21 protein-coding genes are annotated in these 26,926 nt (G+C 66.9%); 11 read left to right on the top strand and 10 right to left on the bottom strand.

Translation table 11 applies throughout. The features are described 5' to 3' along the window. The first annotated feature begins 30 nt into the window (after positions 1 to 30). Both fabI and ACZ47F_RS11435 read left to right on the top strand, forming a co-directional pair. Entirely contained in the window at positions 31 to 840 is an 810-nt protein-coding gene (fabI, locus tag ACZ47F_RS11440) for an enoyl-ACP reductase FabI (RefSeq protein WP_464924836.1), read from the top strand. A 154-nt stretch (positions 841 to 994) separates the two neighbouring features. Continuing rightward, positions 995 to 2,614, top strand: coding sequence for a 3-(methylthio)propionyl-CoA ligase (locus ACZ47F_RS11435; protein ID WP_464924835.1), 1,620 nt, complete (start codon positions 995 to 997; stop codon positions 2,612 to 2,614). Positions 2,615 to 2,636: 22 nt separating this feature from the next. On the opposite strand, the gene ACZ47F_RS11430 is transcribed toward ACZ47F_RS11435, so the two are convergent. Beyond that, positions 2,637 to 4,151 carry a bifunctional hydroxymethylpyrimidine kinase/phosphomethylpyrimidine kinase gene (locus tag ACZ47F_RS11430; RefSeq protein ID WP_464924834.1) on the bottom strand — a complete coding sequence of 505 codons (1,515 nt, stop codon included), beginning with the start codon at positions 4,149 to 4,151 and terminating at the stop codon, positions 2,637 to 2,639. Positions 4,152 to 4,231: 80 nt separating this feature from the next. Between ACZ47F_RS11430 and ACZ47F_RS11425 the strand changes: the two genes are divergently transcribed. Beyond that, positions 4,232 to 4,762, top strand: a complete 531-nt coding sequence (locus ACZ47F_RS11425) for a hypothetical protein (RefSeq protein WP_464924833.1) — start codon at positions 4,232 to 4,234, stop codon at positions 4,760 to 4,762. Between the two features lie 3 nt (positions 4,763 to 4,765). On the opposite strand, the gene ACZ47F_RS11420 is transcribed toward ACZ47F_RS11425, so the two are convergent. Then, positions 4,766 to 6,148 carry a heavy metal sensor histidine kinase gene (locus ACZ47F_RS11420; protein WP_464924832.1) on the bottom strand — a complete coding sequence of 461 codons (1,383 nt, stop codon included), beginning with the start codon at positions 6,146 to 6,148 and terminating at the stop codon, positions 4,766 to 4,768. Between the two features lie 142 nt (positions 6,149 to 6,290). Next, the gene (locus ACZ47F_RS11415; protein WP_464926628.1) at positions 6,291 to 6,968 is read right to left on the bottom strand and encodes a heavy metal response regulator transcription factor; all 678 of its coding nucleotides are present in this window, start codon (positions 6,966 to 6,968) and stop codon (positions 6,291 to 6,293) included. Positions 6,969 to 7,117: 149 nt separating this feature from the next. Here ACZ47F_RS11415 and ACZ47F_RS11410 point away from each other — a divergent pair, with 149 nt between their 5' ends. From ACZ47F_RS11410 to ACZ47F_RS11395, 4 genes are read left to right on the top strand one after another with little or no spacing between them, the layout of a single operon-like run. After that, positions 7,118 to 8,647, top strand: a complete 1,530-nt coding sequence (locus ACZ47F_RS11410) for a TolC family protein (RefSeq protein WP_464924831.1) — start codon at positions 7,118 to 7,120, stop codon at positions 8,645 to 8,647. Further along, positions 8,647 to 9,657 (top strand): efflux RND transporter periplasmic adaptor subunit, encoded by a 1,011-nt coding sequence (locus tag ACZ47F_RS11405; RefSeq protein ID WP_464924830.1) that lies wholly within the window; start codon positions 8,647 to 8,649, stop codon positions 9,655 to 9,657. The genes ACZ47F_RS11410 and ACZ47F_RS11405 overlap by 1 nt, the downstream gene beginning before the upstream one ends. Further along, entirely contained in the window at positions 9,658 to 12,810 is a 3,153-nt protein-coding gene (locus ACZ47F_RS11400; protein WP_464924829.1) for an efflux RND transporter permease subunit, read from the top strand. Positions 12,811 to 12,824: 14 nt separating this feature from the next. Continuing rightward, on the top strand, positions 12,825 to 13,361 hold the full coding sequence (locus ACZ47F_RS11395; RefSeq protein ID WP_464924828.1) for a cupredoxin domain-containing protein: 537 nt from the start codon (positions 12,825 to 12,827) through the stop codon (positions 13,359 to 13,361). Positions 13,362 to 13,368: 7 nt separating this feature from the next. Here the strand turns inward: ACZ47F_RS11395 and ACZ47F_RS11390 are convergent, their stop codons facing one another. Further along, positions 13,369 to 15,075 (bottom strand): multicopper oxidase family protein, encoded by a 1,707-nt coding sequence (locus ACZ47F_RS11390; protein WP_464924827.1) that lies wholly within the window; start codon positions 15,073 to 15,075, stop codon positions 13,369 to 13,371. A 491-nt stretch (positions 15,076 to 15,566) separates the two neighbouring features. Between ACZ47F_RS11390 and ACZ47F_RS11385 the strand changes: the two genes are divergently transcribed. Continuing rightward, a complete protein-coding gene (locus tag ACZ47F_RS11385) occupies positions 15,567 to 15,890 on the top strand; it encodes a PepSY domain-containing protein (protein ID WP_464924826.1) in 324 nt (107 codons plus the stop codon). 131 nt (positions 15,891 to 16,021) lie between these two features. Here ACZ47F_RS11385 and ACZ47F_RS11380 read toward each other — a convergent pair whose 3' ends face one another. Together ACZ47F_RS11380 and ACZ47F_RS11375 are read right to left on the bottom strand one after the other, a co-directional pair. Then, positions 16,022 to 17,647 carry a DUF5666 domain-containing protein gene (locus tag ACZ47F_RS11380; protein ID WP_464924825.1) on the bottom strand — a complete coding sequence of 542 codons (1,626 nt, stop codon included), beginning with the start codon at positions 17,645 to 17,647 and terminating at the stop codon, positions 16,022 to 16,024. Positions 17,648 to 17,687: 40 nt separating this feature from the next. Beyond that, complete coding sequence (locus ACZ47F_RS11375) at positions 17,688 to 18,500, bottom strand: DUF6502 family protein (RefSeq protein WP_464924824.1); 813 nt, start codon at positions 18,498 to 18,500, stop codon at positions 17,688 to 17,690. A 224-nt stretch (positions 18,501 to 18,724) separates the two neighbouring features. On the opposite strand from ACZ47F_RS11375, the gene ACZ47F_RS11370 reads away from it, so the two are divergent. Both ACZ47F_RS11370 and ACZ47F_RS11365 read left to right on the top strand, forming a co-directional pair. Then, positions 18,725 to 20,488, top strand: a complete 1,764-nt coding sequence (locus ACZ47F_RS11370) for a hypothetical protein (protein WP_464924823.1) — start codon at positions 18,725 to 18,727, stop codon at positions 20,486 to 20,488. Between the two features lie 134 nt (positions 20,489 to 20,622). Further along, on the top strand, positions 20,623 to 20,931 hold the full coding sequence (locus ACZ47F_RS11365) for a hypothetical protein (RefSeq protein WP_464924822.1): 309 nt from the start codon (positions 20,623 to 20,625) through the stop codon (positions 20,929 to 20,931). A 188-nt stretch (positions 20,932 to 21,119) separates the two neighbouring features. On the opposite strand, the gene ACZ47F_RS11360 is transcribed toward ACZ47F_RS11365, so the two are convergent. Further along, a complete protein-coding gene (locus tag ACZ47F_RS11360) occupies positions 21,120 to 22,391 on the bottom strand; it encodes an IS256 family transposase (RefSeq protein WP_464924821.1) in 1,272 nt (423 codons plus the stop codon). A 528-nt stretch (positions 22,392 to 22,919) separates the two neighbouring features. On the opposite strand from ACZ47F_RS11360, the gene ACZ47F_RS11355 reads away from it, so the two are divergent. Continuing rightward, positions 22,920 to 24,683: an ArnT family glycosyltransferase gene (locus ACZ47F_RS11355; protein WP_464924820.1), complete on the top strand. Its 1,764-nt coding sequence runs from the start codon at positions 22,920 to 22,922 to the stop codon at positions 24,681 to 24,683. A gap of 56 nt (positions 24,684 to 24,739) precedes the next feature. On the opposite strand, the gene ACZ47F_RS11350 is transcribed toward ACZ47F_RS11355, so the two are convergent. From ACZ47F_RS11350 to thiO, 3 genes are read right to left on the bottom strand one after another with little or no spacing between them, the layout of a single operon-like run. Further along, positions 24,740 to 25,585: a thiazole synthase gene (locus ACZ47F_RS11350; protein WP_464924819.1), complete on the bottom strand. Its 846-nt coding sequence runs from the start codon at positions 25,583 to 25,585 to the stop codon at positions 24,740 to 24,742. Between the two features lies 1 nt (position 25,586). Continuing rightward, entirely contained in the window at positions 25,587 to 25,817 is a 231-nt protein-coding gene (gene thiS / locus ACZ47F_RS11345; RefSeq protein ID WP_464924818.1) for a sulfur carrier protein ThiS, read from the bottom strand. After that, a complete protein-coding gene (gene thiO / locus ACZ47F_RS11340) occupies positions 25,814 to 26,926 on the bottom strand; it encodes a glycine oxidase ThiO (RefSeq protein WP_464924817.1) in 1,113 nt (370 codons plus the stop codon). Before thiO ends, thiS begins: the two co-directional genes overlap by 4 nt.

The raw sequence follows: 26,926 nt of genomic DNA, 5'->3' as shown, positions 1-26,926 counted from the left end.
CAACACCCTCCTCACCCGAAAGCGCCCGATATGGCATTCCTCCAAGGCAAACGTATTCTCATCACCGGCCTGCTGTCCAACCGTTCGATCGCCTACGGCATCGCCCGGGCCTGCCGCCGCGAAGGCGCCGAGCTGGCGTTCACTTATGTGGGCGAGCGCTTCAAGCAGCGCATCACCGACTTTGCCGCCGAGTTTGGCAGCAGCCTGGTGTTCGAATGCGACGTGAGCAGCGACGCGCAGATCGACGCCACCTTCCGCGACCTGGCCGTGCACTGGCCGCAGCTCGACGGCCTGGTGCACTCGATCGGCTTTGCGCCGCGCGAGGCGATCGCCGGCGACTTTCTCGACGGTCTGTCGCGCGAGGGCTTCCGCATCGCGCACGACATCTCGGCCTATTCTTTCCCGGCGCTGGCCAAGGCTGCGCTACCGCTGCTGACCCGGTCGGTCCAGGCTGGCAACATGCCCTCGCTGATCACCATGACCTACCTCGGCGCCGAGCGTGTGGTGCCCAACTACAACACCATGGGCGTGGCCAAGGCGGCGCTTGAGGCCAGCGTGCGTTTCATGGCCGAGTCGCTCGGACCTCGGGGGATGCGGGTCAACGCGGTCAGTGCCGGGCCGATCAAGACCCTGGCAGCCTCGGGCATCGCCGACTTCGGCAAGATGCTCAAGTTCAACGAGGCCAACGCCCCGTTGCGCCGCAATGTGGATATCGACCAGGTGGGCAACGCCTCGGCGTTTCTGCTGTCGGACCTGGCCGCCGGAATCACCGCGGAAATCCTGCACGTGGACGCCGGCATGCACGCAGTGGTCGGCGGCATGGCGGGGCTAGACGCGTAACGACGATTCGCGTCCCGCGTTGCGATCGCCTGCCAAAGCGCTGCACAGCCACAAAAATCCAGAAGCATCATGCCCGGATGCGGAACACGCCTGCCCTGGCAGGGCGCACCCTGGTGGTGTCACAATTTGTCACCACAAAACAGAGGAGACCGCGATGTTCGGCTTGATGCAAGACCACCCGCTGCTGATTTCCCGCCTGCTCGACTTTGCCGCGCGCTACCACGGCGACACCGAGATCGTCTCGCGTCGGGTCGAAGGCGATCTGCACCGCAGTCACTACGCGCAGGTGCTGCAGCGTGCGGTGCAGTGCGCCCATGCCCTCGACGCCCTCGGCATCGGCGCACAAGAGCGCGTTGGCACGCTGGCCTGGAACGGCTACCGGCATTTCGAGCTGTATTACGCGGTCTCGGGCAGCCAGCGCATCCTGCACACCCTCAACCCGCGACTGCACCCGGATCAGATCGCCTGGATCGTCAACCATGCCGACGACCGCGCGGTGTGCTTTGACCTGAGCTTTGTGCCGATCATCCAGGCCATCGCCGCGCGTTGCCCGCAGGTCAGACACTGGATCGCCCTGTGCGCCGCCGACGCGCTACCCGCCGAGCTTGCTGACCTGCCCAATCTGCTCAGCTACGAGGCGCTGCTCGATGCGCGCCCGACCAGCTACGGCTGGCCGGTGTTCGATGAGCACACCGCATCTTCGCTTTGCTACACCAGCGGCACCACCGGCAATCCCAAAGGCGTGCTCTACAGCCACCGCTCGACCGTGCTGCACGCCTATGCGGCGGCGCTGCCCGACGTGATGCATTTGTCGGCGCGCGACACGGTGCTGCCGGTAGTGCCGATGTTCCATGTCAACGCCTGGGGCATTCCGTATGCCGCAGCGCTCACCGGTGCCAAGCTGGTCTTCCCCGGCCCGGCGCTCGACGGCAAGTCACTGTTCGAGCTGATGCAGGCCGAAGGCGTCACGCTGGCCGCGGGCGTGCCGACAGTGTGGCTGGCGCTGCTCAACTACATGCGCGAGCACCGGCTGCGCCTGCCAGCGCTCGAGCGCGTGATCATCGGCGGTGCGGCCGCGGCGCCGGCGATGATCCGTGCCTTCGAGGAAGAATTCGGCATCCATGTGCTGCACGCTTGGGGCATGACCGAAATGAGCCCGCTGGGAACTTTGTGCAGCCTGAAAAACAAGCATCTGGCGTTGCCCAAAGAGGAGCGGTTCGCGGTGCAGGTCAAGCAGGGGCGGCCGATTTTCGGCGTCGAGGTGCGTGTGGTCGACGGTGAGGGCCGCGATCTGCCGTGGGATGGCAAGACGGCGGGCAACCTGCTCGTGCGCGGCCCGTGGATCGCCAGCGACTACTACCGCAACGAGGGCCCCAGCCCGCTCCAGGACGGCTGGTTTCCGACGGGCGATGTGGTCACCATCGACGCCGACGGCTATGTCCACATCACAGACCGCACCAAGGACGTAATCAAGTCCGGCGGCGAGTGGATCAGTTCGATCGAGCTGGAAAACATCGCCATGGCGCATCCCGAGGTAGCGATGGCCGCATGCATCGCCCGGCCCGACCCGAAGTGGGGCGAGCGCCCGCTGCTGGTCGTGGTGCGACGCGAAGGCAGCAGCCTGGATCGCGACACCCTACTGCGCTTCTATGAAGGCCGGGTGGCGAAGTGGATGATTCCTGACGAGGTGGTGTTCGTTCCCACCATTCCGCTCGGCGCGACCGGCAAGATGCTCAAGAACCGACTGCGCGAGCAGTTTGCGCACAGCCAGTAGGCGGCTGGCTGAGGCGCTGCGCTCACACCATCGCCTGCGCCACCGCCTCATCCGCACAGGCCGGCCAGATGTGCAGCGCCTCGCGCACTGCCAGACGTGGATTGTCTGCCTGCGTGACCGCACTGACCACTGCAGCGCCCGATACTCCCGTGGCACGCACGCCTGGCATCTGCGCCAACCCGATGCCGCCGATGGCAACCACCGGGTAGCGCGGCGTCAGCCACTGTCGCCACATCGCCAGTCGTTGCAGCCCCAACGGACGGTAAGGCATGGCCTTGAGGGTCGTCGGATAGACCGGGCCGAGCGCGATATACGACGGCCGCAGCGCATGGGCGCGGGCGATTTCCGCCGGCGTGTGGGTGCTCAGCCCCAGCCGCAGCCCCGCGGAGTTGAGCGCGGGCAGGTCGGCGGTGTGCACATCCTCCTGCCCGAGGTGTACGCCATAGGCGCCAGCGTCGAGCGCCTCGCGCCAGTGATCGTTGATGAACAGCTGCGTGCCCGGTACCTCCTGTGCAGCCTGCACCGCAGCGCGGATCTGCAGCCGCAGCGCAGCGCCCTCGACGCCCTTGATACGCAGCTGAATGGTGCACACGCCCCATTCCAGCAGCCGCAGCACCCAGTCTGCATCCGGCACGATGGGATAAAACCCCGGCTGCCCGGTCAGCCGAGCAAACTCTGGCGGCGCTTGCTCGGGCTGTCCGGGCAGCGGCTGCCATGGCAAATCGTCGCAGCCCGGCAGCGCATCACTGCGCGTATTGGGGCGACCCGGGCCGATAGGCACCGCCTGGTCGATCCCGGCATGCACGCGAAGCTGTGCCTCGGTCGCGGCGTCGAGCATGCCCCAGCCCTCGGCCAGCCTGGCAGCGCACACGCTGGAGTGCACGCAACCCGAACCATGCGCGCTGCGCGGCAACCGCCGGCTGACCAGCGGCAAGACCGTACTGCCGGTGATGAACCAGTCCGTGCTGTGCGCTCCCCAGGCATGACCGCCTTTGACCAGCACCGCACGGTTGGGCGCGCCCGGCTCGAGCCAGCGGCTGCGTATCGCTGCAATCCAGGGCGCTGGCAGCGGCCCCGTGTCCCAGGCCGGCAGATCGAGCAGCGTACTGGCTTCCACCCGGTTGGGGGTGATCAAGTCGGCGCGGCGTGCCAGGCGCATCGCCAGCCCGCCGCCGTGCGCCTGCGTCCACAGCGGCGTGCCGTCGCTGGCCGCCAGAACCGGGTCCCACACCACCGGACAGGTGCGCGCCTCGATGAACTGCGCCACTTCCTCGGCGATCACGGCATTGCCCAGCATGCCGATCTTGATCGCCGCCGGTTCGCCATCAGCCAGCAGGGTGCGCAGGCTGCTGCGCAGCAGCTCTACGTCGACCGCCTGCACCGCGCGTACACCATATGAGTTCTGCGCGGTCAACGCCGAGGCGACGCTGGCGCCCCGCCAGCCCAGCGCAGTCCAGGTGGCCAGGTCGGCGGTCAGTCCCGCGCCGCCGGTGGGATCGTGCCCGGCAATGGTCAGAAGATAGGATGTGGTCGACATGGGTAAGCTTTCCGGTTTGCGGCAGTGTAAGCAAGTGGCGAGGCTGTCAACTTTTGTATCCCCTTGGCGTTGAGCACCCTATGAAATCCGCTCTGATCGTTTCCTCTTTCCTGCTTGGCGCCTGCGCGCTGGCCCTGCCGGCGCACGCAGACGGCCCACCCGTCAGCATCCAGCTCAACATCGGCAATCCGCCACCACCGACTCCGGTGTATGCGGCGCCGCCGGCGTATGTCCCACCGCCTGTGGTGGTGTCCGCGCCTCCGACCATGATCTGGCTGCCGGAATTCGGCGGCTACGTGGCGCTGGGCGTCTCGCAGCCGCTGTTCTATCTGAGCGGCGTGTATTACTACTACAGTGGCGGCCGCTGGTTCATCGGCCCCGGTTACGCCGGGCCTTGGCGCCCAGCCAAGCGCATTCCACCCGGTTTGCGCAAGTTCCACGATCCCGACTGGCGCTGGGCGCAGGAACGCGCCTACCGCTATGACAAAGACCCCGACTGGAAGCGCTTCCATGCCGTCGGGCCACGCCCGGATCGTGGGCCCGGCCATGGTCACGGCCACGACCACCATGACCATGGCAAGGGTCACGGCAAGGGTCACGACAAAGACTGAGCTTCAGCGCCCAGGCAGGGTCAGCCGCATGCAGGTGCCGTGGCCGAGACGGCTTTGCACGCTGACCTCGCCGCCGTGCAAGCGCGCGATATTGCGCACCAGCGCCAGGCCGAGCCCGAGTCCGCCACGGCTTCTACTGCGCGCCGCGTCGACACGATAGAACCGATCGAACAGGTATGGCAGGTGCGCGGCGGCGATGCCGCAACCAGAGTCGGCCACTTCGACGCACACGCCATTGCCGTTCGCTTGGGCGCGCAGTATCACCGCTCCACCGCGCGGGGTGTGCGCCAGCGCATTGCCGATCAGATTGGCCAGCGCGCGCTGCAGCAGCATGCGATCGGCGCGCAGCGTGAGTTGCGGCGCGGCCTGCACCGAAAGCCGCACGCCCGCTTCGGCCGCGCTGGCGTCGTAGAACTCGGCCAGCGCATACAGCTCGCGCAAGACGTCCAGCGTCTCCAGACGCAGCGCGGCGTCCGGGTGTTCGGTCTGTGCCAGCAACAGCATGGTCTGGATCATGTTCGACAGCCTGGCGCACTCCTCCACGGCAGATTCCAGTGCCTCGCGATATTGTGCTGGTTCGCGTGGACGGCTCAGCGCCACATCCAGCCCACCCCATAAATTGGACAGCGGCGTGCGCAGCTCATGCGCGATATCGGCAGAAAACTGCGAGATGCGGCCGAACGACTCTTCCAGCCGCTGCAGCGTGACGTTGAACGCCTGCGCAAGGGTCTGCAGCTCGGCGGGAAGCTGCCGCGTGTCGAGGCGTCGGTGCAAATCCTGCGCGCCGATATCGCGGGCGGCGTCGGCCATATGCCGCAGCGGGCGCAGGCCGCGCCAGGCGATGCCGTATCCCGCCGCGGCAGCCACCAGCATCGCCACCAGCAGCACGGCAGCCAGGCGCAGGCGATAGTCGGCCAGGATGCGCGATTCGGCGGTGCGATTGAGCGCGACCTCCAGCCGGACCGGCTGCAGCGGCGCATTCGGGCTGATGCGCGCGGCCAGCGGCCGCATTGCGGTGAGGAAATGCAGATCGTGCGCCAGATGTACCCGCCGCAGCCGGGCGGCGCCGTCGGCACGCGGTGGATCGAACGCCTGCGGTCCCAGTGCCGGATCCAACCCCGGGGTTTGCAGCAGCACCGTGCCGTCGGCCGCGAGCAGCCGCACAAACAGGTTGTGCGGCGCGTCGCGCGGCAACTGGAGGTAGGCCTCCTGCCGCAGCGCATCGCTTTGCACCGGCAGATGTTGCAGCAGTGCGGCCACGGTGTCGAGCTTGCGCAGCACCGCCTCGCGATCCTCCTGCATCATGCGCGCACTCAAGCCCCAATACACCCAGCAGCTGGCCACCAGCAGGATGCCGGCCAAAGTGAGTGCGAAAGCGACCGCCATGCGCGCGGCGAGCGAGCGCGGTGACAGGCCATCCAGCCGCAGTCTGCGCAGCGCGAACCGGGCCCAGAGCACTGCATCTTGACCCCGCCTGGCCCTGCCCGCCCGCGGCGAAGGAGCGAAAGACGCCGCATCACTGCCTGCCTCACTGCCCATCGCGCCACTCCAGCACATAACCCACGCCGCGCACGGTGTGCAGCAACGGCGCGGCGAACGGCTCGTCGAGCTTGCTGCGCAGACGGCGGATGTGCACGTCCACCACATTGGTGTCGCTGTCGAAATTCATGTCCCACACCTGCTCCGCGATCAAGGTGCGCGACAGCACCTCGCCCGCGCGCCGCGCCAGCAGCGACAGCAGCGCAAACTCTTTGGGGGTGAGCGCCAGCCTGTGGCCTGCGCGTTCGGCGCGCTGGCGCTGCAGGTCAATGCGCAGATCGGCCACTTCCAGCACCTCCGGCAGCCGCGCCGGACCACGCCGCAGGACACTGCGCACTCGGGCCAGCAATTCCGAAAACGCAAACGGCTTGACCAGATAGTCGTCCGCGCCGAGCTCCAGCCCCCGCACCCGGTCGGCCACCCCGCCGCGGGCGGTGAGCATCAGCACCGGCGTGGCCTGCCGCGCGCGCAGCTCCCGCAGCACGCTCCAGCCGTCACGTCCGGGCAACATGGCGTCGAGAATGATCAGGTCATAGGGGTGGATCAGCGCCAGATGCAGACCGTCGGTGCCGTCTGCCGCCACGTCCGCGACGAACCCGTTCTCACCCAGCCCGCGCTTGAGATAGGCAGCGGTCTTGGCTTCGTCCTCGACGATCAAAATGCGCATAGTCTGATTGTCGGACAGCGTGCCTCGGCCTTGCGTATCGGTCTGCAACATGACGAGATCGTCATGTGCGCTTCATGCCCGCGCCACGCGGCGCACTGCAACATCGCTGCATGCCAATTTGTTCTTGCAGCAAAGCCCGGTACAGACGGTTGCCCGCCCTGGCGCTTGCCGCGCTGCTGGCAGGCTGCGCTGGCACGCCGCAGCAGCCCAGCGTCACACCGCGCAGCGGTGCGCAGGCGCTGTTGCAGCGCAGCCTGCGCGACCACGGTCTGGCACGCTTCATCGCCATGCAGACCGGCGCGCCCCAGCCGGAAAACCCGGTCTGGACGCTTCGGACTCTGAGCCTGGCGGCGCTGTACTTCCACCCCGATCTGCAGGTCAGTCGCGCCGGTGTACAACTGGCCGAAGCCGACCTGCAGATCGCCCGGCAGCGCCCCAACCCTGACCTACAGCTCGGCCTGAAATACGGCAGCGCCGCAGCGCTGGCAGCGCCCAGTCCGTGGACCGTGGGCGCGGCGATCGGCCTGCTGCTGCAGTCGCGCGCGCTGCGTACGGCGCATGTGGCCCAGGCACAGGCTGGAGTGCGCGCGGCACGGTGCATGCTGGATGCGGTGCGCTGGCAGATGCACACCCGCGTGCAGCGGGCATGGATCGGGCTATGGGCCGCGGGACAACGCCTTCGGCTACAGCAAGACACCTTGGCCACTGCGCGTGCACTGCAAGGGCATATCGCGGCCAGGGCGCAGGCCGGCATGGATGCGCCACTGACCGCAGAGCTGGCGCAGCAGGCCACGCAGCAGGCCGCACTGCAGCTTGGGCAGGATCGGGCGGCGCAGCGGGCAGCGCGCATTGCACTGTCGGCCGCGGTTGGCGTGCCGGCGGCCGCGCTGCAACGGGTGCGCTTGGATTTTTCCGCGATGGATGCCGCGCCGCCCGGTGTCGATCAGGCAACGCTTGCGCGCCTGCGCGATGCCGCACTGCAACGCCGCGATGATGTGCGTGCCGCGTGGCAGCGCGTGCGGGCGGCGCAGGCCGCACTGCAGCTGGCGCAGGCCGCACGCGATGGCGGCCTGCCGCTGCTTGCCCCGGGTGCCGAGCGCGATCAGGGCGTCAACCGCCTGACACTCGGCCTACGCCTGCAACTGCCTCTGCTCAATCAGCATCAGGGCCAGATCGCTCAAGCGCGCGCCCGGCTGGCCCGGCGCACCGCACAGCTTGCGCAGGTGCAGGCACAGGCGCTGACCGAGGTCGAGCAGGCTGCTGCCGCGCTGCATGCGGCCGCAGCACAGGAGCGCCGAAGTGCACGACGGGTTGCGGTCGATCGGGCCTTGCTCTGCGCCGATCTGGGCGCGCAGGCCCGGGGGCTGGTCGGCCCGGTGCAGCCGCTGCGGGCGCGGCTGCACCTGCTGTCCGCGCAGCGTGCCCAACTCCAGGCCCGCGCCGCGCAATGGCAGGCGCTCGCCGACCTGCAGTCCGCACTGCAGCACCCGCTTTTGCCGACCGAGAAGACGGAAAAGCGCCGTCCCCGGCAAGGCGGCCGTTCGATGCCTGATCCAAAGCGGATGAAGGCGCAGGCAGGAAGCAAAGTCGTTCTCGCATGCCCGCAGACCGCTGCGTCGCTGGCCCAGCAGGAGATTGCCGGCGTCTCGCGCGCGCCTGGACGTGGGGAGGGATCGTGATGACCATGCCGATCAAACCGATGTTTCGCGCTTGCATGCAGCTGACAGCGGGGCTACTTGCGGTGCACTGTGCGATGCCTGCGGCAGAGGCGACCCTGCCGCAGCCGGTGGTGTGGAGCGCTGCGCAGGTTCGCGCAGCCGGTCTGCAGATCGTTCATGGCAAGGCGGCACTGTATCGTCGGCAGTTGCACGCCAGCGCCACGGTGCGCAGCACGGCTGCCTTGCTGCGCGGGCTGAGCGCGCTGCACGCGGCGCAGGCGCAGGCCGCAGCAGCGCAAAGCCGGCTCGATCTGGCGCGGCTGCAGGCCCGACGTGCCAAAGGTCTGTACGCGGCGGGACAGAATGTGGCGCTGGCGAGCGTGCAGCAGGCGCAGGCCAAGGCGATGCAGGCGCAGGCCGAGGTGCGCAGCGCGCAGGCGGCGGTCCAACTCGCACAGGATCGGCTCACGGCCGACCTAGGGCCGGCGCTGGCGGCGCGGCTGGACCGCGACCCGGCATTGCAGCAAGCCATCCTGAGCGGGCGGGAACTGATGGTCGATCTCAGCCTGCCGCCAGGGCAAGTGCTGCCGCCGCAGCCCAGGGTGCGGTTGCGCCTGCCGGCGGGCGGACAGACCGTGCCTGCCTGGGTGATCGGTCCGGCAGCAGCGGCGTCCAGCCAGTCGCAGGGCCTGCGTGAAACACTGGTCACCCCAGACGCGGCGGGGCTGATGCCGGGGCTGCGGCTGCAGGCCGAGGTGACTTCCGGGCAAGCGCAGTCGGGAGTCTGGCTGCCGGCAAGTGCGGTGGTGTGGAACGGAGGTCAGGCGGTGGCGTTCGTTGCCACGCCCGCCGCCCACCATGCCCAGCGCTTTGCGCCGCGTGCGGTGTCCACGACTTGGCCGCTCGATGACGGCTATGTGCAGCCGGGTTGGACCGCGCTCGATCTGGTCACGTACGGGGCGGTGTTACTGCTGACTCCGCCGCCGCAGTCACCCGCTGCGCCGCGGGCAAGCGGCGGGGATGAGGACTGAATGGCCCGCGCGCATGGCTTGCAGGCCGCGCTGATTGCGCTGGCGATCCGCCGCCGCGGTGTGGTGCTGGCGCTGGCTGCGCTGCTGTCGCTGCTGGCGGCATGGAGTGCACGCGACGCCCGCACCGATGTTTTTCCAGAGTTCGCTGCGAAGATGGTGAAGGTGCAGACCGAGGCGCCGGGGCTGTCTCCCGAGCAGGTCGAACTGCTGGTCACGGATCCGCTGGAGGCGGCGTCCAGCGGTCTGCTGGGAGTAAAACAGGTGGCATCGAAAAGCCTGCCGGGGATCTCGATCCTGAAGCTGTATTTCGATGCCGACACCCGGCTGCAGGACGACCGTTGGCGCGTGGCGCAGCGCCTGGCCAGCGTGCACCTGCCGCCGGGTGTGGGTGCGCCACGACTCATCCCGCTGACCTCCAGCACCAGCACCGTTCTGATGGCCGGGCTGACCTCGCCACGCAGGCCGTTGATGGATCTGCAGGAAATCGCGCAATGGCACATTCGCCCGCAGCTCATGGCCGTGCCTGGCGTGACCAACGTGCTGGTGTTCAGCCAGCAGGTGCGGGCCTTGCAAGTGCGGGTCGATCCACAGGCGCTGCGGCGATTCGGCCTGGATCTTCAGCAGGTGCTTGCCGCGACCCGCAACGCCACCGGCGTGATCGGCGCCGGCTTCATGCCCACGCCCGGACAGCGGGTCCTGCTGGTGGGGCGCGGTAGTGCAACTACGCCGCAGGCGCTGGCTGCCACGGTGGTGCGGGCCACGGCGGACGGCGTGGTCACGCTGGGCGACGTGGCGCATGTGACCTATGCGCCGCTGCCGGCCATCGGCGGCGCCAGCATCGGCGGCCAACCCGCGGTGATCCTCAAGATCCAGGAGGCTTACGGTGCCGACACCTTGCAGGTCACGCACGCGGTGCAGGCCGTGCTGCAGCGACATCGCTCCAGCCTTGCGCAGCAGGGCATCGTCCTGCATGCCGATCTGTTTCGGCCGGCGGACTTCATCGCGATTGCAATGCGCAATGTGCGCGATGCGTTGCTGCTCGGCGCCGCGCTGGTGGTGCTGGTCATTGCGCTGATGCTGCTGGACTGGCGAGCGGCGCTGATCTCCTCGCTGGCGATCCCGCTGTCGCTGCTGACCGCGGTAGCGGTGCTGGTGCAGATGGGGGCGACGCTCAACGTCATGACCCTGGGCGGGCTGGCGATTGCCATCGGCGTGGTGGTCGACGATGCCGTGATCGATGTCGAGAACATGCTGCGGCGGCTGCGCGACAACGCGGCCTCGGCTCAGCCGCAGCCGCCGCTGCGCGTCATCCTGGCCGCCTGTCTGGAAGTGCGCAGTGCCGTGTTGTATGCCACTGCGGCAGTGCTGCTGGTCATCGTGCCGGTGCTGATGCTGCCGGGGCTGTCGGGGCGGCTGTTTTCGCCGCTGGCGCAGGCGTATGCGCTGGCGGTGCTGGCTTCGCTCGCAGTGGCGCTCATGGTCACCCCAGCACTGGCCGCCTGGCTGCTCGCCGGACGCGACCACCGCCTGCACACACCGGCGCCGGTGCGCCTTGCGCAACGCGGCTATGCCGCCGTGCTGCGGCGGCTACTGCCGCACGGCCTGAGCCTGGGGTTGCTTGCCTTGCTCCTGGTGCTGGCTGCAGCGTGGCTGGCACGCGGCATGGGCGGCAGCTTTCTGCCGCCGCTGCAGGAAGGACAGTTCATCGTGCATATGCGGCTGGCGCCTGGAGCGTCGATTGCCGCCTCGCTGGACGAAGGCGCGCGGGTGACCAAAGCTTTGCAAGCCCTGCCCGAGGTGCGGCTGGTGGCGCAGCACACCGGCCGTGCCACCTTATCGCCGGACGCATCGGGCACGCAGAGTAGTTCCATCGACGTGAACCTCCAGCCGGGCGCGGATTCGGCGCGGGCACTGGCGGAGATCGAGCGCGTGCTGGCCGGCTTTGCCGGAGCGCGCTTTCGCGTCAACAGCTTTTTGACCGAGCGCCTGGACAACAGCGTTGCCGGCGACGCCGGTGCGCCACTGGTGGTGCAGGTGCTGGGCAATCATCTGCACACCATCGACACCGTGGCTGCACAGGTGGCCAGGGTGCTGCAAGGTCTGCCCAGCGCCACCGGAGTCCAAGTGCAAGCGCCGCCCGGCGTGCCGCAGCTCGACATTGCGCTGCGCGCCGATGCGCTGCGTCGCTGGGGCCTGCAGCCGCTGCCGGTGCTGCAAACCATGCACTGCGCCTTTGCCGGCAGCATCGCCGGCACCGTGTTTCACGGCGCGGTGCCGGTGCCGGTGCGCGTGGTGCTCGCCCGTGCGGCCCGAGACAATCCCCAGGCGCTCAGCGCGCTGTCGATCCCGACGCCTGCGCAAGGTCTGGTGCCGCTGGCGCAGCTCGCACGCATCACCGCCTCAAGCGGCCCTTCGGTCATCCGGCACCTGGGCGGACAGCGGGTACAGACCGTACTGGCAAACACCACCTCGGGCAATCTCACCGGGTTCGTGCAGCGCGCGCGGGCCGCGATCGACCAACAGGTGCGCCTGCCACCCGGCGTCACGCTGCTATTTGCCGGCGAGGCGGCGCAACGCAGCGCCACGTTGCAACGCCTGGCAGTCGACGTGCTCGGCGTGCTGGCCGGGCTGGTGCTGCTGTTGAGCATTGCGCTGCAGCCGCCGGCCATGCCGCAGCCGGCGCGCGCGGCGGCCTCGACCACGGCGCGGCGGGTGATGCTGGTGCTGCTGTCGGTGCCTGCCGCCTGGGCCGGCGCGGTGCTGTCCGCGTGGCTGGTCGGTGGCGTGCTGTCGCTGGGCGCGGTGATCGCCCTGCTGGCGCTGATGGGCATCAGCCTGCGCAATGCCATCCTGGTGTTCGCGCATGCTGCGCAACTGCAGCGCGAGGCGGACCAGCCGTGGCACGCGCAGACCGTGCAGCGCGCCGCAGTCGAACGGCTGGCGGCCATTGTCATGACCAGCTTGGTGACTGCGCTGGGTGTGCTGCCGCTGGCACTCGGCCTGCACGCGCCCGGGCGCGAGATCGAAGGACCGATGGCCGTGGCGCTGCTCGGCGGCTTGGCCAGCAGTCTGATCTACAACCTGTTCATCTTGCCGCCGCTTGCGCTGCGTTTCGGCACGGCGCGCCGCGCGCGGCCCTTTCCCCCACCCTGACCCAGGAGACCATCATGTCCAATCCAATACGCGTGACCCGCCTGCATCTAGCTGCGCTGGGCGCTGCAGCAGCTTTGGTGACCAATGCCGCACCGCCTGCCGTGGCCGCTTCGGCGCTGCCGCCGGTCTATGTCCACATGAACGGCGCGAACATGTTTCTCGAGGACGTGGTCGCGGTCCGCCCCGGCCAGCCGGTGGTGTTCGTCGATCAGGACACCGGCGCGCACACCATCATTGGCTACGACCCGCTGACCGGCAAGACCAGCAGCCACTTCGACGGCGAGGTGCAGGGCACACCGGGGCCCGACCACCCGGTGAGCACCTACACGATCCGCTTCGAACACCCCGGGCTGAAGTTCTACTACTGTTCGGTGCATGCCGAACTCACCACAGAGCCCGGTGGACGCACCGTGCCGAAAAAGCGCGCTACGGTGCATGGCTTTGGTGATCCGATGGCGGGCCTGGTCATCGTCACCAACGACCGCGCCCTGCTCGCCGACAACCCGCCGAGCACGCACGAAAAAATCCTCCCCGGCTACTTCGGCGGCTGAATTTGCGTCAGCTCACGGTGAACTGCCCCATCATGCCGTTGTCCTCGTGTTCGAGGATGTGGCAGTGAAACATGAACGGGTGTACGTCGCCGGCGGGCTGACCGAAACGGGCGATCAGCCGTACGGTCTCGCTGCGGCGCACCAGTACCGTATCCTTCCAGCCGGCTTCGAAGGACTGCGGTGCGTGGCCGTTTCGGCTGAGGATCTGAAACGAGGTACCGTGAAAGTGGAAGGGATGCGCCATATGGCTTTGATTGACCACCTCCCAGATTTCGGTCGAGCCCAGCCGCACCCGCTGGTCGATCCGCGCCATGTCCATGTAGCGGTGGTTGATCGCAAACAACTTGGCCCCGCCCAGGCCGAGGCTCATTCCACCTGGGCCACTGCCGTTTGCCGTGTCCGAGGCCATAGCGCCCCCGCCCATACCGCCCATACCGCCCATACCGCCCATACCGCCCATACCGCCCATACCGCCCATCATGCCCTGCAGGGTGAAGCGGCGGGGCGGCAGGTCGGTGTGTAGCGCAGGCAGATCGACCATCCGCGCCGGCAGTCTGCCCGCTGTTCCCGCCGGCGGGCCGACGCGCAGCTCAAGCAGTTCGAAGCCTGCGTGGTCGAAGCGGTCGGCGTCCATCGGCATCGAACTCAGCTCCGGCACCGCCGCGCCGGAGTCGCTGCGCAGCACCAGGCGCTTGCCCTGCGCGCGGCGCAGGTCGAGCAGGATTTCGACGCGCTCGCCAGGTGCGAGCAACAGGCTGTGCACCGGCACCGGGCGCGGCATCAGCCCGCCATCAGTAGCGATGACGTGAAATTCGCGGCCATCGGAGAATGCCAGATTGAACAGCCGCGCATTCGCCCCGTTGAGCAGCCGCAGCCGCACCCACTCCGCCGGCACTAGCACATACGGCTGCTCCCGGCCATTGACCAGAAAGCGATCGCCCTTCATCCCCATGCGGTCCATCATTTGCGGCATGTAGAGCAGTCTGCCCTCGGCGTCGAGCAGGCGGTCCTGCAGGATCAGCGGAAGATCGTCGACGCCATAGCGCCGTGGCAATCCGAGCGTCGCGTCGCTGCCGTCATCGACGATCAACATCCCAGCAAGCCCGGCGTAGACATGTGGCCCGGTGCGCGTATCGGGATGCGGGTGGTACCAAAGCGTGGCCGCCGGCTGGCGCAGCGTGAACTCGACGCGACGCTGCCCGCCAGGCGTGATCAGGCTTTGCGGCCCACCGTCCATCTCGCCCGGAACATGCGCGCCATGCCAATGCGTGGTCGTCGACTGGTCGAGCGTGTTGTGCAAATCGATCCGTACCGCCTTACCGCGCGGCAGGCGCAGCGTCGGCCCGAGCATGGCGCCGTCATAACCCCAGGTCGGCGTTTGCGTGCCCGCAACCAGCATGCTCTGCCCCGAAGTCATCCGCAGCGCGTAACGCAGCACCCCGCCCTGCGGCTGGCCGTGCAGCTGGGGCGGCACCCACAACGGGCGGCTGAACACGCCCGGCGCGGTCGTCGCAGGTGTAGAGGCGCCACTGTGCATCGGCATGCCGCCCATACCGCCCATGCCCGTCATCGTCATCGCGCGCACGGGCCGGAGCGCGCCAATCCCCAACGCAGCCAGCGCCTGGAGCGTCTGACGCCTTGCAGCATCGCGCGTCGGCGCGTCTGCGGTGTGAAATTGCGGCGTTTTCGGTTTCATCGCCTGCCCGTCATCCATGATGTAGATGCTGCGCACTGTATCCCGAGACAAAACGCCGCGTTGTATGAAAATGTCATCGCCCCGGCGTCGGGGGCGGTTTCGCACGCGCAGATCCGTGATTCAGCGCGATGACTCGAGCGGCGCCAGCGCCTCCTGCACCGCATTGAGCAACAGGGTTTGATTCGGCTTGCGCAGTGCAACCGTGCAGCGAGCGACGGCGTGCATGGCATGTCGTGAAGCTGCAGCGCGCCCAGCGCAAGGGTGACTGCCGCGTAGCGGCAACGCGCGAGAGAGGCATCGCGCACGGGTTCTTCTGCGTCGAGTCGGATGAGTGAAATGCGCCCACCTCATGCGCGGCATGTTTCAACCGTTTGACTGACTGACGCGCCGGCGCCATCACGCTAAGGCAAGGCTCAGTCCGCGCCGCGACACTGCACACATCGCAAATGGTTTGCGATCGCCGCCCGAGGCGGTGTTTCGCTCGCAAGAGTTTTTCAAGGAGTTTGATCATGCAACGACGCAACAATGCCACATTCCTGTTTGCCAGTGCGCTGGCGCTCGGCCTGGCCGGTGCTGCCGGTTCTGCCTATGCGATGGACGGTTCGCAGTACGCCAAGGAGGCCAAGGTGACACTGGATGAGGCCCGCGCCATCGCGCTCAAGACCATCCCGGGTGCGACCATCACTGACCAGGAGCTGGAAAAGGAGAAGGGCGGCAGCGGCCTGCGCTATTCCTTCGATCTGAAACTGGGCCATACCGAGCATGAGGTTGGCGTGGATGCGCAGACCGGCGCGGTGCTCGAAAACAGTATCGAAGGCCCGAACGCGGACTGAAGCTGACGCACCCAAACACACTGGCTTGGGCCAGTGCCCCGCCCTCCCCTTCGCCCGGTCCATGCCGGGCCTTTTTGGGACAACGCTGTACAAGTCCCTTGCGTGCCGCGCATGCCAGTGGCTTGTCCAGGTCAGCCGTCGATGCTGATCTGCTGCGCCAGATTCTGTCCGCCGGACTGGATGAAACTCACTTCGACCTTCACGCCATTAGCCAGCGTGCCGCCCTTCACCACAGCACCGTTGATCTGGATAGTCAGGCCGTTGACCTGGAAGCTGGTCGCGCTCAGGTTGTAGAGCGTGCCCTTGGTCTCGATCATCTTGGACGGTGCGCCCTCGCTGGAGCCAGCCGCGTTGCTCACCTGCTGGAACGACACGGTGTAGGCCAGCAGCCCGCTCGCGGTTTGCGTGGCTTCGACCTCGACGCTTGCACCGGCGACCAGTTGCGCGACCGTTCCGTGCTCGAACGCGATATTCGGCGCGAGCGTGACCTGCAAACTCTGGCTTGCGCCATCGTCCTGCGCGACGAGGGTGAAGGTTCCGCTTGAGGGATCGACCGCGCTGACCGTGCCTTGATAGTCCACCGTGCCGCCGTCGGGCGCGCGGCTGAGCACGGTGACCTGGCTGGCAGACACCACATTGCCGGCGTTGCCGCCGACCTGACCGACCACGTCCACATACACGCCGTTGCGCAGCGTCGATGCCGTCCCGCCGGCGAACACGACATGGGCCGCTGAGGCGTCGACCGGAACGCCGCGCACGAGGAAGTTGCTTGCGTTGACGAAGCCGGTGATAGTGCCGCGCAGCTCCACCTGCGCCGGATGGCTTGCGTAGGTGCGCAGCGATGATGCGATGAGGATTCCCGTCGACGGATCGGAACGCCCTTGCACGACGACATACTCGCTGTTCGCGAGCGCCTGAACCGCGCTGGCAAGGTTCGTCGCGCTGGCATCGACAGGAATACCCGCCACCTGGAAGCGCGCGCCAGCCAGCTGCGACACCAAGCCGCCGACCTGCACTGGGCCGGACACACCAAGGAGCGTACGAATGTTCACCGCGCCGGCAACGACGGTGCCGTCAGCCGCTGGCGGTGTATTGCTCCAGACGTTCACGAGCTGGCCATTGGCCAGCGCCACGCCGGAAGGTCGGATCACGGTCGATGCGCTCGTCTGCACCGGGGTCTGGCCGAGCAGAAAGCGGCCGCTGGCGGCATCGAGCTGGCTGACGACTCCGGTCAAGCGCGTCACCGGGTTACTGCTCGGCAACTGCGCGATGCGCGTGGCCTGAATAAAGCCCAGTCCGCCAGCCGTTTGCCCGTATGCGCCATGCACCTCGACCTGCATGCCGTTCTGCAGACTGGAAAAATCGTTCAGCCCGGTGTAGTAGGTCACGGGCCCTGCTGCAGGATTGGCGTTGACCGTCACCGGCACCCCGTTGACGGTGAAACCGTTGGCGCCAAGCTTGGCCACCGGACCCACCAGGTCAGGATCAATGATGACCTGGGTCGGTTGACCCTGCGCGTCCAGCCGGACCTGGAGCTGGTCGCCGAGGTTCACCGCGGTGGACGCGGTCTGCGTCTTCTCCTCCCTGTCTGTGCTGGTGTAATAAACGGGACTGGCGCTGCTGTAGGGCGTGCCGTCGAGGACCAAGCTGCCGAAGCCGGTGACGGTTCCGGAGGAAATCCCCGTGCCCCCGGTGCCGACCCCGCCCGTGGTCGCCACCGTGCTTCCACCTCCGCAAGACGCCAGCAGCGCGATCATCGCGGCCAACGCTGCTGCCCCCAGTCTGCGCATCAGTCGGTCAGCTCGGATCACGGTCATCTCCCTTTGGGTTTGAATCGGGCCAAAACGTCTGCTCCGTCGCATCTTCCGCCCAGTAATAGCCACCGAAGCGCATGCGGCTGGTGGCATCGGGACGACCCCGGTCGGCCTCATAGCGCCGCGTCGCCTCGGCGATCATGTCTGCACGCACCTGCGCCCAAAGCTTGCGCGCGAGTTCGCCAAGATGCCGGGCCGACTCGGGCGTGATGCCCTCGGCAAACACGCTTTGCTCGAGCCGGGCTGGTTCCCCGAGCAGGTTGCCGACCGCTGCTGCGGCGTGATCTGCCAGATTGGCGCCGAACAAGTCCAGCAAATCGCGCGAACCAGGCGGCGGCACGAAGCCCTCCCGGTTCGGCACGATCATCTCCTGCTTTTTCACGGTCTTCACCGTCACCAGTCCCAGGCGCAGCAAATCGGTCAGCGCGTTGAAGGGATGCACGTCCTTGGTCACGCTGCGTGCCAGAGTCTCGAACGACGGTGCCGGGCCGAGGCGAGGCAAGGGCTTCGGGCGCTTGCGGCGGTCGCGGTACACCGGATCTTGCACCCAGCGCGCGAAGATTTGCGCGCTGATCGACATCTCCTGCGCGATCCGGCCGCTCAAACCATCCACACGCCAGGCGCGCACGTCCTTGCGATGCACTCCGCTGAGCAAGCTGATCGCTGAGTCCGTGTCGTTCTGCCCTGTCCTGAGCAACTCGAGCCGCGCCTGCTCGATGAACAGCGGCTTGAGCTCGGCGGCTAACCGCGTGTAGTCCACCCCGCTGGCCAGCAGCAGCCTCACCAATGGCGCCATGACTTGCGCCAGCGCGCGCAGAACATCCTCCGCCGCGGGGAGCGGATGCTCTGATGCGGGCGCGCTTGGCAGACGGCGCGGAGGGCGTCCCATGAGGGCTAAAGGGCGTGTGTCGCAGTGTTCGCGAAAGTGTAGCGCAAGATTTTTATTGCATGTTATTTTTTCCCATCTATCATTGCAGCACACATCCACCCGCGGCATACCCTCGATTTCTGGAGACCCACATGTATCCCTCGCAATCCCGCTCTCGTTCCACCCGAACCCTTCTGCCCATCGCCGCCGCACTGGCGTTGAGTCTCAGCGCCTGTGGAGGCGGTGGTAGCGGCACCGCCTCGGTCAATCCCGCTGCGAACACCACACTCAAAGGCGCCGTGATTGATGCCGCGATCGCCAATGCCACCGTGACCTTCACGACCAATGCGCCAATGGGTCAGCCCGGTGCCGTGGTCGTCGGCACGGCAACCGCAGATGCCAGCGGCAACTACACGGTGCAAGTGGCCTTGCCGAATACCTCTGCGCCGATCTTTGCCAATGCCACCTCGCCCGACGGTCAGGTGGTGCTGACCGCTTATCTGGGTCCAAGCAGCGCCGTGCTCGCCGCCGGCTCGCTCACCCCGGCCAATCTGCCAAACCTGGTCATCAGCCAGGTCACCACCGCGGCGCTTGCGGTCTACGTTGCCGCCGGCGGCAGCTACGCCAATCTCACCCCGGCGCTGTATGCCGGGCTGCTGTCGCAACATCACGACGACATCCTCGCGCTGTCGGCAGCGATCAAGGCCGTGGCCGATGGTTACTGCGCCCGTCCCTCGGGGTACAAGGACACCGACGACCTTGCGCGGAAGTTGGCGAAAAGCGGCATGGCAAATTTGACCTCCGGCACGCTGGGCACGGCGTCTGCCGCCCTGGGCCCGAGCTGCAACAGCAACCTCAAGGCGCTGATGCAATACATTGCTTCGGATGACCGCTGGGCACCGGAGCTCGACATCGGCGACATCATCGAGCAAGGCACCCCGGTGGTGGCCGCCGGCACGTACAGCCTGCAGGGCGTGCTGGCGCAATCGGGCATGAGTGCACTGCCGACATCGCCCGTTGCGCCGGCATCGACCGCATCCGCCGCCTCCGTCCCGCCACAGACCGGCACGTTGCCGCCAGGAATTTTGAATGCCCTCGTGTCTGTGGATACCAGCGGCAACGTGCGCTCCACCGACGACAGCGGCAACGTCACTGGGGTGATCGTTGGCAACTTGATGACCCTCACGGTCAAAGACGGCCAAGGCAACGCCTACACCCTCGCCGGCAAAGTCGGTCTACTGCCGAGCGGCTTTGTGATGACGAGTACGGCGCCGGCGACCACTCCCAGCGCTGCGGCAAGCAGCCCCGCCGGCACCGGTGCGGTTGGCTATGGCCTGCGCATGGGTGGCCGCACGCTCTCTGGCGGCGTGCTGACCCGGTTCGACGCGGTGCTGGTGCCGCAGAACAGCCTGCCGGGCTGGACGCAAATCGGGCAGTCGGGCAAGTCGCACGATGACGGCATCCAATGTGCCAGCAACGGCAGCCTATTCGGCGTGCGGCTGATGGGCACCGGCGCCAGCGTCGGCGGTGACGTTCTCGGCGCCTGCGTGCTGCCGCAAACCACTGGATTGCGCTTGAGCCCTGCCAGCGGCGGCAACGGAAACTACGGTGATGACGACTTCAAGCCCGGCGCCAGCGTGAGCTTCAGCGGCTTAGACCTGAGCAGCCAAGGCAGCTCCACGCCCTTCATCATCAGCGCACCCGCCGTGACGATCAGCAGAACCAGTTTAGATGGCTGCCAGAGCAGCAGCGCCTGCACAACCATCAGCGGCAAGATGTTCTACGTCATGGGCGCCAAAGACATGATCTTCAGCACATCCGCGCAGACCTCGGGCACTGTATCCAATGCCCTGTTCGTGATGAACGAAAACCCGCTCGACACTCTGCAGGAGAGCAAGTCCCAGCAAGATCACTGAGCAAACAAAGCCGCGCAAGCGGTTTAAAAACAAGAACGCGAACCTTTTCAAATCTGTCTTCGGGAATCCCCCGACTTCTGACGGGGGAGGATGTCAATGGCCCCGTTTTCTCCATCTTTCACCCTCGAACAACCATGTTCATGCGTCAATACCTCGCAAAAACACTGGCAGCCCTCGTGGTCGGCAGTGCCGCCTCTCTTCCCCTGGCCCATGCCGACGACTCGCCACTGTGGTCGTTGGCCATCGGCGTGCCGGGGCTGGTTGCCAATATCGGCAACGCCTACCCAGTGGCACCGCCCGTGTACGTGGCGCCCCCGGTGCAGTATGTCGCGCCACCTGTCTATTACGCCGCGCCGCCGGTGTACGTTCCCGGCCCGCCGTACCGTGAGGACAGGCGTCGCTGGCGCCACGGGGATCGCCATCATGGCGACGACGATGAGTGAGAAGTTGTGAAGATGTCGTCGCGAGCGGCCTGCTGCCCATGCGCACGGCGCGCAGGGTCCAGACAAATCCTTCAGATCGGCGAGACCCGAGCACTGCGCTTTAACAGGCCGTTGAAAAACTACTGCGGTGGGCCATCTGGGCGATGTCCCGAACTCAGTTGCAGGTTTGAGCTGGTGGATGGGGAGCATTATGCTGCCAGACGTTGATCTGGCTGCGGTCGCAGCGCCCGGACGAGTTCAGGAAGCTGTGCAAAGCCCTTGATGCGGCGCATGCCTCGCTCGCTCTCCAGGAAGCCCATCACCGTCCAGCGCAGCGCCATGTTGGCATTCTGATCGTTCGTCACCCGCTGGCTGTGGCGGCGCACCACCGAGTTGGGCGACTCGATGATGTTGGTGTTGCTCAGGCTGCGTGCCAGAGCCCCTTGTACGCCCAGAGTGGCAGCCGTGAACATCTGCTCCAGGCCTTCGAGCACGCTGGCCGCCGCATCGGGGTGCTGAGCCTTGAGTTCCTGGGCCAGTGCCTTCAGGCGCCCAATGCCGTTGACACGCTGCAAGCCAAACGCTGCTTTCATGCGCCAGGCCACCTGCTCGCGCATGTCTTTGGGCAAACGCTCGGTGACGTTCCTGATCTTGTGGATCTGGCAGCGCTGCACCTTGGCCGCCTGGCCACACAGGCTGTTGATGGCACTGGCCAGGGCCTTGGATCCATCAATCACCCACAGGCGAGACACATCCAGATCCAGCCCTTGGTCACGCAGCTGCACCAGCAGGTCTTTGGCCACCCGGGCGTTCTCGCTGGAGCCCGCCACCAGCCCCAACAAGTGTTTGTGCCCTGTGACGTCCAGTCCCAGGGCGACCAGGATGTGCTGCTTGCCCACCATCAAGCCGTCCAGGAACACGGCCACGATGTCCAGCTCCTCATAGCGGCGCTCACGCAAGGCGGCCAAGGCACGGGCCGCCTGCTTGATGTGCTGGCGGCTGACGGCGCTCTTGGAGATGCCCAGCTCGTCGTGGCAGCGGTGCACCGCCCGAGCGTACTTGCGCGTGCTGATGCCGCACGTCAGGATGTCGGCCACCCGTTGTGACAGCCGCTCATCGGCAGCCAGTGCCTGGTAGGCAGGAATACCGACCTCCCCCTCGCTATTGCGCAGGCGTGGGCGTTGAACCTTGAGCTTGGCCTTGCCCACGCTCACCTGCCCAGCCTGTGTGCCGTGCCAGCGTACATCGCCGACATGGCGCCCGGGGTGTTTGGAGCCAGCCACTTGTTGGGCCGAGAGCACCAACAGTTGCTCAATGAAGCCTTTGGAGATTTGGCCGAGCAAGTCCTCGATGGACAGTTGGGCCTGGGCCAGCAGGCCCAGCAGCGCCAAGGCGTGTTCGGGCTGGCTGACAAAGGGCAGAACATCCTGGGCAGCTTGCGCCTTGGTGACAATGCGGGGCTTGCTTGTAGACTGTTTCATGGTGGTTGAGTCCTTCTCAGGTTCGATGGTTGTTGCCTTTCATCCTCAATTCTGAGGACTTGGAACGGTTCAACCACCAACTCAACCTTCAACTACGCGCGGGACATCGTCGGCCATCTGCGGCGTTGCACGGTGCTCGCTGCCTCGCCTATCTATTTGATATGTCTCGGTCGCTGCGCGCCGTGCGCTTTGCATCTGGCCATCCTCGCGACGTTTTTCAACGGCCTGTTAAGGCCAGCTGGCCTCGCAGCAGAAAAATTCACAATTTCTGAGCCGAGCTTTCACCGCACCCCGCCTGACTAGTTTGCCGCAAAGATAATGACATCGTCATCTCCGCTTCATTCTCGTGTGCGCAGGTTTCAGCGAAAATGAGCATGTGGCGCATGAGTGCCACCGGCCCCGCATGCCGTATTTCGCCTGCGCCACGCTTTGATGTCCTTGCGCACACCCCCGTTTTTCTCCCGCCTGCCGAAGACTGTCCTGTCTTCCGCATCGCCTGCGCCCGGGTCCCGACCCGCTGCACCCGGGATGGAAACCAAGCAGCATGCGCTCGCGCTCGACGGACTGGTGCTACTGATCGGGGCAATCTGCCTGTTCTGGAACCTCGGCGCGGCACCAATTCGCGACACCAATGAAGCGCTCTACGCCAGCATCGCACTGGCGATGGCGCATGGCGGATCGTGGATCATCCCGCATCTCAACGGGGTGCCCTACATCGAAAAGCCGCCGCTGCTGTACTGGCTCATGGCGCTGAGTTTCAAGGTTTTTGGCATCGGCGCCTGGCAGGCGCGTCTGCCCGGTGCGCTGGCGGCATGGTTGACCGTGCTGGGTTGCATCGCCTTCGGCAGGGCCGTGGCTGCGCCGCTGGCAGGCCGATTTGCGGCGCTAGTGACCGGCACCGCGCTGGGCTATGTGCTGATTGCGCGCAATATTCTATTCGACCCGTTGATGGTGTTTTTCTGGCTATCGGCGCTGGCGATGCTCGTGCTGGCGGTGGAACGGCGCCAGCGCGGCTGGCTGCGGGCCGCTGCGGTGGCAGTGGCGCTGGCCACCCTGACCAAAGGGCCGATGGCCTTTTTGTTGCTGGGCCTGGTGGCGGTGACGCAACTGCTGGTGATGCCGGGCACGTGGATGCGGCGCGAACTCCTCAAGTTCTACCTCGATCCCTGGGCGGTCGCACTGTTCCTGCTGGTTGCCGCACCGTGGCATCTGGCCGCGCTCGCCAGTCTGCCAGGGTTTGGCTGGTTTTTCTTTGTCAACGAAACCATCGGCCGGTTTCTGGGCACCCGCATTCCCGACGACTTTCATCATGGCCCATGGTGGTACTACGCGCCAAATCTGCTGATCGGCTTTTTCGAGTGGACGCCGCTGCTGGTCATGGTCGCCTTGCTCGCACCGCGGCTTGGTGGCACAGATCTCGCCACGGTCTGCGCCCGCTGGGCGCGCAATACCGCGATCATCCTCACGGTGTTCTTTTCCTCGGCGGATGACAAGGGGGCGTACTACCTGCTGCCGGTGGTGCCGCTGGTAGCCTGGTGGCTGGGGGTGCGGTTGCAGACTGCGGTGCAGAATGGGCAGATCGCCATGCTGCAGGCACGTCTGGGTCTGTCCGCAGCCGTATTTGCTGCCGCTGCCGTCGGGCTGTGGGTGCTGACCTTCACCCGGCCGCTGCATGCCGAGCTGCTGCGATCGGGACTGCCGCAAGCCCAGTTCGACTGGTTGCCGGTGATGATTTTCGCGGTGGCGCTGATTGCACTGGCCGGTGCCGGTTTGCTGCGGGCACGCCGGCTGCACATTGGGCTGGCCGTGTTCGCGCTGAGCGCAGCAGTGATGGTGGACTTTGCCGCGCAGCTTGCAGTGGCCAAGACCGCGGATATCTCGCAAAAACAGGTTGCCGCCGTGATGCGGCAGATTCTCCCGCCGCAGACCCGCTGGTTCTCCTGGCAGACCTTCGAGGATCACGACGCCTCGCTGCTGTTCTACGGCGTCAGGCATCTGCAGATCATCGACAGTACCAGCAAGGACCTGTGGTTCGGCTGCAGCCACGACCCGCGGCAGACAACCTGCGTCGGGCCAGAAGCGCTGACGCAGGCGCGCGCCAACGGCGGATCGGTGGCGGTCTGGGTGTCGCGCAAGCGGCTGCAGAGCTGGCTTGCCAGTGGCCTGGCCGGCGGGCTGCACAGCCTGGCGTTCAAGGACAGCGTGGTGTTCTACGGCAGCAGCGCAGGGCCAGCAGGGCGGCTGCAGGGCAAGATACCCGCAATACCTTTGCAGGTGCAGCCACCCGCGTGAGGTGGGCCCGGTGGCAAACCGGCCTCCACCCAGCACGGGTTTCAAGCTTCGCAGGCCTATGCGTTCTGGTGCCAGAACGGCACGCCTACCATCGGCGTGGACGCCTGTGCCACGTCGCGCGGGCGCATCGGCAGTGCACGGCGCGCCAGCCGACCGGCCTCGACCGCAAGGGCAAACGCGCGCGCCATCGCCACCGGATCGCCTGCCTCGGCCACCGCGGTATTGATCAGCACCGCATCGAAGCCCAGTTCCATCACCTGCGCGGCATGATGCGGCGCGCCGATGCCAGCATCGACCACCAGCACGCTGTCAGGCAAGCGCTCGCGCAGGGTGCGCAGCGCCGGCAGGTTGCGCGGGCCCGCGCCGGTGCCGATCGGCGCTGCCCAGGGCATGATGGCAGCCACGCCGGTATCGCGCAGCTTGAGCGCAGTCACCAGATCATCGGTGGTGTAGGCGAACACGGCAAATCCCTCGCGCACCAGGGTCTGCGCTGCAGCCACAGTGTCCCAAGGATCGGGCTGCAGGGTGTAGTCGTCGCCGATGACTTCGAGCTTGATCCAGTGGGTGCCGAAAATCTCGCGCGCCATGTGCGCAAGCGTCACGGCCTCGGCCGCCGAATGGCAGCCGGCGGTGTTGGGCAGCAGATGACGGCCCAGCGCGCGGATGCGCTGCCACCAGGCCTGTCCGGATTGAGTTTCTGGCGCCAGGCGGCGCAGCGACACGGTGAGCACCTCTGCCCGCGCCGCGTGCACCGCTTCGCTGAGCACGCTGGGCGATGGGTAGCGCGCGGTGCCGAGGAACAGGCGGCTGTTCAGGCTGGCGCCACCAACCCGCAGCGGATCGGGGGCAGGCGCCGCTTGGGTTTGCGTTGCCGCCTCGCGGAACTGATCGGTCGCTTGCATCTCATCCTCCCACTACCGGGCTGACCACTTCGATGCTGTCGCCCGGCTGCAATCTGTACTCGGCCCAGTGCGTGCGGGGCACGAAACATTGGTTGACCGCGCAAGCCATGGCGAGCGTGGTGTCGTAACCGCGTTCCGCCAGCAGCTCGGCCAGAGTCGTGCATGTGGTCTGCAACACCTGGCCATTGAGGTGCAGCGCAAAGACTAGGCGCTCGCCGTGCGATGCAGTCATTGCACCAACTCCGTTGCGCGGCCGCGGGAGGGCGCCAGCAGCGCGAGAAGATCGCCTTGTGCACGCTGCACCAGCGCCGGCGCCACCAGATAGCCATGACGGTACAGGCCGTTGAGATGCCACACGCCGTCGCGCTGCGCCCAGACCGGCTGATGGTCGTCGGTGGCGGGGCGCAGGCTAGCCGCGGCGCGGACGATGCGCCCTTCTCCAAAGCCGGGATGCACGCTGTAGAGCGCGCTGGCGAGTTCGAGCATCGAACGCACGGTGATCGGCCCGGCGTCCTGCGACTCGAGCTCGGTGGCCCCGATGATGAATCGCCCGTTTCGCCGCGGCACGATGTAGAGCATGTAGCGCGGGTGGATCAATCGCACCGGACGGCGCAGATGCACCGCCGGACATGACACGGTCAGCACCTCGCCGCGCACCCCGCGCACGCCGTCACAATGCGCCGCCACCCCGCGGCAATCGACCACCACGTCGGCGCGCAGCTGCACGCCGTCCGTGGTGCAGACGGCGTGGGCGCTCACGCTGTGCACCGGGGTGCGCTCCAGCCACTGCCCGCCCACACGCGCCATGTCCTGCAGGATCGCCTGCTCCAGCGCAGCGAGCAGCTGATCGTTATCGAGTTGCCCCTCCTGCGGCAACCACAGTCCCCGGTCGAAGCGCGGCGCGAGCGCCGGTTCGAGCGCGGCAATGCCCTCGGCGTCGAGGCGACGCACCGCCTCGCGTCTGTCGGCCGGCAGACGGAAGCGGATCAGGTCGGCATAGTGTGCCAGCCCTGCCGCATCTGCTGCGTGCGCGACCACCAGCGATCCCTCATGGCGAAAATCCACTTCCGAGCCGGTCTGCCCCTGCAGCTCGGCAATCCACTGCGGCCACAGCGCCAGAGAGGCTTCACCGAGCGCAAACAGCTGCGCATCACTGACCACCATCTCGGCATACGGCGCGAGCATCGCCGCAGCCACTCCCGCAGCATGGTCGCGATCGGCGCGAGCGCGGGCATCGACCAGTATGACCGCTACGCCCGCGCGCAGCAGCCGCCATGCCAGCAGCCGCCCGGCAAGCCCGGCGCCGGCGATCGCGACAGAACCGACAGCGGGGTCTGCCAT

This window comes from Thiomonas islandica, from assembly GCF_055383445.1.
Note: the sequence above shows the minus strand (reverse complement) of the source record. Positions and strands in the feature narration are given on the sequence as shown.